Source organism: Lactobacillus sp., from assembly GCF_051873315.1.
Classification (GTDB): domain Bacteria; phylum Bacillota; class Bacilli; order Lactobacillales; family Lactobacillaceae; genus Lactobacillus.
On sequence record NZ_JBJEES010000110.1, the window covers coordinates 19,392 to 27,149 of the forward strand.

The 7,758-nt window shown below is 49.0% G+C and carries 6 protein-coding genes and 1 other RNA gene; 1 reads left to right on the forward strand and 6 read right to left on the reverse strand.

Features of this window, described 5'->3' with window-relative positions:
• Nucleotides 1–74: 74 nt before the first annotated feature.
• The gene (locus tag ACI32D_RS06525) at nucleotides 75–1,415 is read right to left on the reverse strand and encodes a glucose-6-phosphate isomerase (protein ID WP_439775785.1); all 1,341 of its coding nucleotides are present in this window, start codon (nucleotides 1,413–1,415) and stop codon (nucleotides 75–77) included.
• A 76-nt stretch (nucleotides 1,416–1,491) separates the two neighbouring features.
• Nucleotides 1,492–2,118, reverse strand: a complete 627-nt coding sequence (locus ACI32D_RS06530; protein ID WP_439775786.1) for a VanZ family protein — start codon at nucleotides 2,116–2,118, stop codon at nucleotides 1,492–1,494.
• Between the two features lie 149 nt (nucleotides 2,119–2,267).
• On the opposite strand from ACI32D_RS06530, the gene ACI32D_RS06535 reads away from it, so the two are divergent.
• On the forward strand, nucleotides 2,268–4,490 hold the full coding sequence (locus ACI32D_RS06535; RefSeq protein WP_439775787.1) for an LTA synthase family protein: 2,223 nt from the start codon (nucleotides 2,268–2,270) through the stop codon (nucleotides 4,488–4,490).
• Nucleotides 4,491–4,547: 57 nt separating this feature from the next.
• Here ACI32D_RS06535 and ACI32D_RS06540 read toward each other — a convergent pair whose 3' ends face one another.
• The 4 genes from ACI32D_RS06540 to ssrA form a co-directional block, all read right to left on the reverse strand.
• Nucleotides 4,548–6,113, reverse strand: a complete 1,566-nt coding sequence (locus ACI32D_RS06540; protein WP_439775788.1) for an ATP-binding protein — start codon at nucleotides 6,111–6,113, stop codon at nucleotides 4,548–4,550.
• The gene (locus ACI32D_RS06545; RefSeq protein ID WP_439775789.1) at nucleotides 6,110–6,835 is read right to left on the reverse strand and encodes a winged helix-turn-helix domain-containing protein; all 726 of its coding nucleotides are present in this window, start codon (nucleotides 6,833–6,835) and stop codon (nucleotides 6,110–6,112) included. The genes ACI32D_RS06540 and ACI32D_RS06545 overlap by 4 nt, the downstream gene beginning before the upstream one ends.
• Nucleotides 6,836–7,013: 178 nt before the next feature.
• Nucleotides 7,014–7,169 carry a hypothetical protein gene (locus ACI32D_RS06550; RefSeq protein ID WP_439775790.1) on the reverse strand — a complete coding sequence of 52 codons (156 nt, stop codon included), beginning with the start codon at nucleotides 7,167–7,169 and terminating at the stop codon, nucleotides 7,014–7,016.
• 173 nt (nucleotides 7,170–7,342) lie between these two features.
• Nucleotides 7,343–7,704, reverse strand: a transfer-messenger RNA (tmRNA) gene (ssrA, locus tag ACI32D_RS06555).
• Between the last annotated feature and the right edge of the window lie 54 nt (nucleotides 7,705–7,758).

Sequence of the window (7,758 nt, forward strand, 5' to 3'; positions counted from 1 at the left end):
CAAAAAACAGTAAATTGCATAAAAAAAGAACAAGATCCGCGGATCTTGTTCTTCTTAATTTCATTTGTGAAAAATTACAGGCGGCTTGCCAATTCGTCGTGCAAGTCTTCGTAGCCTGGCTTGTTCAAAAGGCCGAACATGTTGCGCTTGTAGGCTTCAACGCCTGGCTGGTTGAATGGGTTGATCCCGTTCAGGTAGCCGGAAATGGCAACTGACAATTCGAACCAGTAGATCAAGTAGCCCAAAGTGTGTTCGCTCTGGTCAGCGATGTTGACAGTCATAACTGGAACCCCGCCGTCAGTGTGGGCCAAAACAACGCCTTCGTAAGCGCGGTCGTTGACGTAGTTCATAGTCTTGCCGGCCAGGAAGTTCAGTTGGTCCAGGTTGCTTTCGTCGTTTGGAATTTCCACGTCAGCCCGTGGGCCAGCAACGCGGACAACAGTTTCCATCAAGTTCCGGCGGCCTTCTTGGATGTATTGGCCAAGTGAGTGCAGGTCGGTCGTGAAGTTGGCGCTTGACGGGTAGATGCCCTTTTGGTCCTTGCCTTCTGATTCACCCATCAATTGCTTCCACCATTCGCCAAACATTCTGATGCTTGGTTCGTAGTTTTCCAAAAGTTCAGTAGTGAAGCCCTTGCGGTAAAGGATGTTTCTCAAGGCAGCGTATTGGTAAGGAGAGTCCTTGCTTACGTCAGGGTCAGTGTAAGCAGCCCGGGCGTCAGCGGCACCTTGCATCAAGGCGTCGATATCGCAGCCGGCAGCAGCGATTGGCAAAAGGCCAACAGCTGACAAAACGCTGAAACGACCACCAACATCATCTGGAACTACGAATTCTTCATAGCCTTCAGCGTCAGCTTCAGTCTTCAAGGCACCCTTTTGGCGGTCAGTGGTTGCGTAGATACGCTTGGCTGCTTCTTCCTTGCCGTACTTTTCAATCAGCTTGGCCTTCAAAACCCGGAAGGCAACTGAAGGTTCAGTGGTGGTACCGGACTTGGAGATGATGTTCAAGGAGAAGTCCTTGTCGCCCAGCCAGTTGATCAAGTCTGACAAGTAAGTGCCTGACAGACTGTTGCCGCAGAAGACAACCTTAGGATAGTCGCTCTTTTCAGCCATGTAGAATGATGAGTTCAAGAATTCAATGGCTGCTTGGGCACCCAAGTATGAGCCACCGATCCCGATCCCGATCAAAACGTCGGAGTCGCTTTGGATCTTCTTGGCTGCTTTCTTGATACGGGCAAATTCGTCCTTGTCATAGTCAACCGGCAGATCCAGCCAGCCGCGGAAGTCGTTGCCGGCACCAGTGCCTTCGCGCAATTCCTTGTCAGCGGCGTTAACCATTGCTTGCATTTCCTTCAGTTCGTTTTCGTGAACGAAAGGAGTCAATTTACTACTGTCAAAACTTACTACACTATTCATTGATTTATGCTTCCTCACTAGAAAATGTTAAATAAATCATTCACAAGATAATAATATCATTGTTGCCCTTTCATTGCTAGCTTTTATTGCGTTTTTTTACACAAATTTGACCTAGCAAAAAATAGAGCCCATAGCCCAGCAGGACCCCGCAAGCATTGAAGAAGACGTCGTCAATGTCGCTGACCCCTGTCATGAGCAAAAACTGCAGGATCTCGATCGTCACCGACGCCAGGACCCCCAGGAAAAAGACCCGGCCAAAGCAGTGCTTGACTTGGAGCAAATTGGGCAAAAGGGCCCCGAAAGGCACGAAGGCCAGGATATTGCCCAGGGAGTTATAGTAAAAGTCGACCTTGCTCTGGGCATAAACCAGTTTCCAGGTATTCTTCATGAAGACCAGGTTGATGTTGCTGAGAGGCCGGTCCCAGTGAAAATTCAGTTCCCAAGGGAAATATGAAGACCTGAAGGTCGTCAGCATCAGCACCAGGAGAAAGTAAAAGACGAAAAGCCAGAGGCCAAATTCCGACCAGAGCCCGCGCCTTTTACGGACAGCCAAGAGCCAGATGACCCGGACCAGAGCAAAGAGCAGGAAGTAAAAAATCGTCTTGTCCAGGCCCTGCAGGGTTAACTTGATCAAGGCAAAGTGATTGATCCTGGTGGCGTACTGGCTGGCTAAATAATTGTATAAAGGTGCTAAAAACAACATGCTCACTGGGTCCAATCTACTAGAGTCTGCTTAAATTATACAAGCTTTTCCGGGGGAAGAATTTTAAGAAAGCAATAACTCTGGAGAAATGTTTGTCTATTTTTGTCACAACCTTTAAAATTAAGACAGTTATTAAAGGAGAACTACAATTGAAACACAGCAAATTTCTCGGCAAATTTCAAAGCCGGACTGGCTTTTTGGCCCTCCTGGTCATCTGCTACTGGCTGAAATACCTCTTTGTCGCCTACTGCGACTTCAATCTGGGCCTGGCCAATCCTCTCCAGCACATCATCATGTGGTTCAGCCCCCTGGGCATGAGCATCATTTTGATCAGTCTGGGCTTTTACTTTTCCAAGCCTTTGGCCTCCTACATCGCCATGCTGACGCTTGACTTTGCCAACACGGCGCTTTTGTTTGCCAATGTCCTTTACTACCGGCAGTTTACCGACTTCATCACGGTTAAGACCATGGCCAACATCAGCAAGGTCTCCCAGGGCCTAGGCAAGTCCAGCGCGGCTCTTCTTGCCCCCAGCGACATTTTAATCTGGCTGGACCTGATCGTCATCGTCATCCTGCTGGCGGTAAAAGTAATCAAGATCGACCAGCGGTCATACGGCTTTTCCAGGACTTTTGCCATTACGTCCTTCGGCTTCTTCGTTTTGGGCCTCAACATGATGGTGGCTGAATGCAACCGGCCCCGCCTGCTCAAGAACACTTTTGACCGGACTTACGTGGTCAAGTACCTGGGTATTGACGCCTTCACGGTTTATGATGCCGTCAAGAACGAATCCAGCTCCACCGTGACCAAGAATGCCTCAACCAGCGAATTGAACAAGATCATCAACTTTACCCAGCAGAACTATGCTCCAGCTAATTCCGCGTACTTTGGGGCAGAAAAAGGGAAAAACGTAATCATCATCCACCTGGAGAGCTTCCAGCAGTTCTTGATCGGCTTAAAGATCAACGGCAAGGAAGTCACCCCCTTCCTCAATTCCCTGTATAAAAACAAACATACCCTGTCTTACAGCAACTTCTACCACCAGGTGGGCCTAGGCAGAACCAGTGACGCGGAAAACATGCTGGAAACCAGTACCTATGGGATTTCCGACGGGTCACTCTTCACTTCTTTGGGCTCCAGCAACACCTTCCAAGCTGCCCCGCAGATCTTGCGGGCAAACAGCAACTACACTTCCGCTGTTTTCCACGGCAATGTCGGCAGCTTTTGGAACCGGAACGACGTTTACAAGAACATGGGCTACAACTACTTCTTTGACAAGAACTACTTCAGCCAGGAAAGCGGGGACAGTGCCGGCTATGGGCTGAAAGACAAGCTTCTCTTCGCTGAAAGCGTCAAGTACCTGGAAAGAATGCAGCAGCCTTTTTACGCCAAGTTCATTACGGTTACCAACCACACGCCTTTTGAACTGGATACAGCTGACCAAGACCCGGACTTCAAGACCAGCTCAACCAGCGACGCGACGATCAACAACTACTTTTTGACCGCCCACTACCTGGACCAGGCCTTGAAGGAATTTTTCACCTACTTAAAAAAATCAGGCCTCTACAATAAATCGATGATCGTCATCTACGGGGACCACTACGGCTTGAGCAATGAAGAGTACACCACCCTTGCGCCTTTAATTGGCAAGGATCCAAAGAACTGGTCCAGCTACAACACTGCTCAGATGCAGAAGGTGCCTTTCATGATCCATGCTTCAAACTTAAAGGGCGGGATCAAGTCAACCCTGGCCGGTGAAATCGACGTCCTGCCAACCATCCTCCACCTGCTGGGCATTTCCAGCAAGCAATACATCCAGTTCGGCACGGACATTCTGTCGGCTAAACACAAACAGATCGTCGTCTTCAGAAACGGGACGGTCATCAGTCCAAAATATGTCTTGATCGGGGGCAAGACCAGCAAAGGCAATGTCTATGCCGCCAGCGGCAAGCTTTTGACCAAGCTGACTAAAAAGCAAAAGGCCGAAGTCAAGAAACTGGCTGCTTATGGCAAAAAGTCCCTGTCTTATTCCGATACCCTCAACAACAAGAACCTGCTCCGCTATTACACGCCAAAGGGTTTCAGCCCGGTTATCCCAAGCGATTACAACTACAGCACTAATTACCAGCAGATGATGGACCTGATTGAGCAGCTGGGCAAGCAGTCAACAGCCCTCATCAGCCAAAAGGGCGACACCAGCAAGCTCTACAAGACTGATGCTAGTGAACTGGCCAAGCGGCAAAGCGAGATTACCCAGATCCCGGAAAGCGTTCTGTCCTCGTCCAGCTCCGCGAATGAGAGCATGACTTCTAGTTCATCCAGCTCAAGCTCAAGTTCCAGCTCAAGTAAATCCAGCAACAAGGAAACTAAATAGAGCAAAAACAGAACAAGCAAAAAGCTTACCGGCTTTGCCGGTAAGCTTTTTTAGTCGCTATTCTTTATCTTTGGACTCTTTCTTGTCCTTTTTATCGTAGTGCTTCTCATGCCCTTCATCAAAGAGAGTGATCGTAAAGGTCGAACCTTCATGCGGCTTGGAAGTCACCTTGATTTCCCCGCCATGCTGCCGGACCAGGGAAAGAACGATCGACAAACCCAGGCCGGATTCACCGGTGCCGCCGTAGCGGGCCCGGGCCGGATCAGCCTTGTAGAAGCGTTCAAAGATGTACTTGCTTTGCTCCTGGGTCATCCCAATCCCAGTATCCTGGACGCTAAAGGTTGCCCCATGCTGGAAGCGCCGGCCCCTAAGCGTGATCGTACCGTCATTGGTAAACTGGATCGCGTTTTGGGTCAAGTTTACCAGCATCTGCTTGAAGCGGTCCTGGTCAGCATAAACAGGCAGGTCTTCCGGAGCATCGAGGATGATCTTGTCCCCGTTCTTAGCCGCGTTCTGGCTCAATTGCTGCTGAACGTCATTCATAATCGTCCGGGCATTGAACTGGGACTTCATCATCTGGATCTTGCCGCTTCTGATCTTCTCGTAGTCCAGGTTCTCGTTGACCAGGCGGATCAAGCGCTTGGTTTCCCGGCTCATGAGGTCAATGGACTCCGGAATTGATTCTTCTGGAATGGCATCGTACTTCATCCCTTCCAAAAGGCCATTGATCGTGGTCAGAGGCGTCCGCATTTCGTGGGCCACGTCCTGCATGAACTGGTCCCTTCGCTCTTCCTGGGCCTTGACTTCTTCATTCGAGGCCTTCAAGGACTGAACCATTTCATTGAAGTTTTCGGCCAGGTCGTCGATTTCATCAGCGTGGCGGTGGTCAACTTGCACATCGAGATCACCGTCAGCGACCTTGCGGGCAGCCAGGGAAAGCTTCTTGATCCGGCCGGTTTGGTAGTAGGCCAGAACAAAGCTCAAGATCAGGCTGACCGCGAAGGTGATCACCAGGGCCCTGGCCAGGTTAGCCTTGGCCTGGCTGACGGTCTGCAGGACGTCCTTGACCCGGGAACCAATCATGATGGCTCCGACCACCTTCTTGTTTGACCCTGATCCTTGGATCTGGGGAACCACGACCCAGGTATAGCTTTCAGCGGCGAAAAGGCGGTTGCTCCGCTTTCTTAAGCCGTCCCGCTTTACCCGGCCCTGGATTTTCGGGGCAAGATCCCGCTGCTCGCTGCTGTGGTCGTCCTTGATCCGGACAACCTGCCCCTTTTTCAGCATCGATTTAGCTGACTTCTTTAAAATGTCATAGCCGCCAAGGGGATATGTCGTCTTAAAGTTCTTGTCCATCAAAAACAGTTTAAGATTTTCATCCCGCATGACGAAGGAAAACTTTTGCAAGAAATCCGCGGAAAAAACTGGCGGTGAATTCTTGCTCTGTGTCTTTTTAGAGTACAGCTGCAGGGTTGAAAGATTTTCGGCATAACTTTCCAAGCGCGTGTAGTTGCTTTGATAAGCTTGTTCCTTCTGGTAATTGATCGTTGAAAAGCCAATGATCATGACCGAAGTCAAGATAACTATCAAAAAACTCAGAATATGCTGATAAATCAGTTTCATGCGTTAACCTGTGAATCGTCAAACTTGTAGCCCACGCCCCAGACGGTTTGAATGATCTGCGGGCCGGACTTTTCCAGCTTCTGGCGCAGCTTCTTGATGTGAGCGTCGACAGTTCTTTCTTCACCGAAGTATTCGTAGCCCCAGACAAGTTCCAGGAGCTGTTCCCGGGAGAAGACCTGCTTTGGCTTTTGGGCCATGGTGTAGAGCAGGTCGAATTCCTTTGGCGTCAAGCCTTCAACCCGGTTTTCGTCGAAGTAGACTTCCCGCCGGCTCTTGGAGATCCGGATGTGGTTGGTTTCCAGGTCGAAGTCGTTGCTTGGGATGTTCTTCGGCAGGTTTCTTGGCTGCCCTTCCAGCATTACCCGCCGGTGCAAGGCCTTGATTCTGGCAATCAAGGCGATTGGGCTGAACGGCTTGGTTACGTAGTCATCAGCCCCGACGCCCAGGCCCAGAACCTGGTCTGATTCACTGTCGCGGGCCGTCAGCATAATAATCGGCACAGTTTCAGAAATCCGGCGGATTTCCTTGGCTACTTGAATCCCGTCCTTCTTTGGCAAGTTCAAGTCCAAAGTAATGATGTCAAAGTCCCGCGGGTGGGCCTGGAAAATTTCGACTGCTTCTTCACCGTCGTAGGCGGAAACTTGTTCCCAGCCTTCCTTCTTGAAGAACAATTCCATCATTTGTGAAACTGACTTGTCATCTTCTACCATTAAGATCTTCATTTTTTAACCCCTTAGCAAATAATTGTGCGTTCTGCACCATATTTTAATCCTAGCAAAAAAGTATCAAAAGCCGCCAATCATTCTGTGAAAAAACATTGAAAAGCCTCTTCACAAAACCGGGACTAATTGCCTTAATTATATGTTTTTTTACTTAAAATCCAAAGTAAAAAAACTGCTGTTAATCGTCCTCGCTTGTCAGGAACTTGTAAACAGCCCAGGCAAAGAGAGCCGTTGGCAACAAGCCCGGTGAAAGTTCAACCTTGAGCTTGGTCCGGCCATTTTCATTGACTTTCTGGCAGCTATATTCGCCCAGCAAAAATTGTTTGAGTTTCATTGTTGCCCCCCTGCACTCATAGCGTATTAACAGGCAATAACCATTGTCTCTACTCTTTTTATTATACTCTTGATTTGTTTGCAATTTATTGCATCTGTTATTTTATTCTGAAAAAACAGGAAAAGGCGAAAAAAGACGCGTGCATCAACTACACGCGCCTTCTTTACTTAAACAGATGGAGATGAGGGGAATTGAACCCCTGTCCAAACGCATCCCGTCACTAATCTCTACGATCATAGTCATATTATTTAAGCTTCACCGGGGCAAAACGCCATATGACAGGGCCAAACAGCCACGGCTAACCTGTTAGTCTCTTCTTGCTTATTCAGGTGTGATAAGCAAGCGTATCCCGTAAGGTTGATACCGCAAGACCACCACGGGCAGGCAGTCTATTGGCAGCTGGGCTGAACTAAGCAGCTACAGCGTATGAGTTTTCGTTTGCAGTTAATTTAAACTGTTTAACGTTTTAACGTAGACGTAACCTACGAATCGCAACCAGCGCGGGTCTGCGCCTGTCGAATCCCAAAACATCCCCGAAATAGAGAACATGATCATTTTAGCAAAAAATGACCATGTCCTCAAATATTCT

Coding starts and splice junctions, on each gene's coding strand:
- ACI32D_RS06525 (WP_439775785.1), bottom strand. CDS start 1,415: ATGAATAGTGTAGTAAGTTTTGACAGTAGTAAATTGACTCCTTTCGTT.
- ACI32D_RS06530 (WP_439775786.1), bottom strand. CDS start 2,118: ATGTTGTTTTTAGCACCTTTATACAATTATTTAGCCAGCCAGTACGCC.
- ACI32D_RS06540 (WP_439775788.1), bottom strand. CDS start 6,113: ATGAAACTGATTTATCAGCATATTCTGAGTTTTTTGATAGTTATCTTG.
- ACI32D_RS06545 (WP_439775789.1), bottom strand. CDS start 6,835: ATGAAGATCTTAATGGTAGAAGATGACAAGTCAGTTTCACAAATGATG.
- ACI32D_RS06550 (WP_439775790.1), bottom strand. CDS start 7,169: ATGAAACTCAAACAATTTTTGCTGGGCGAATATAGCTGCCAGAAAGTC.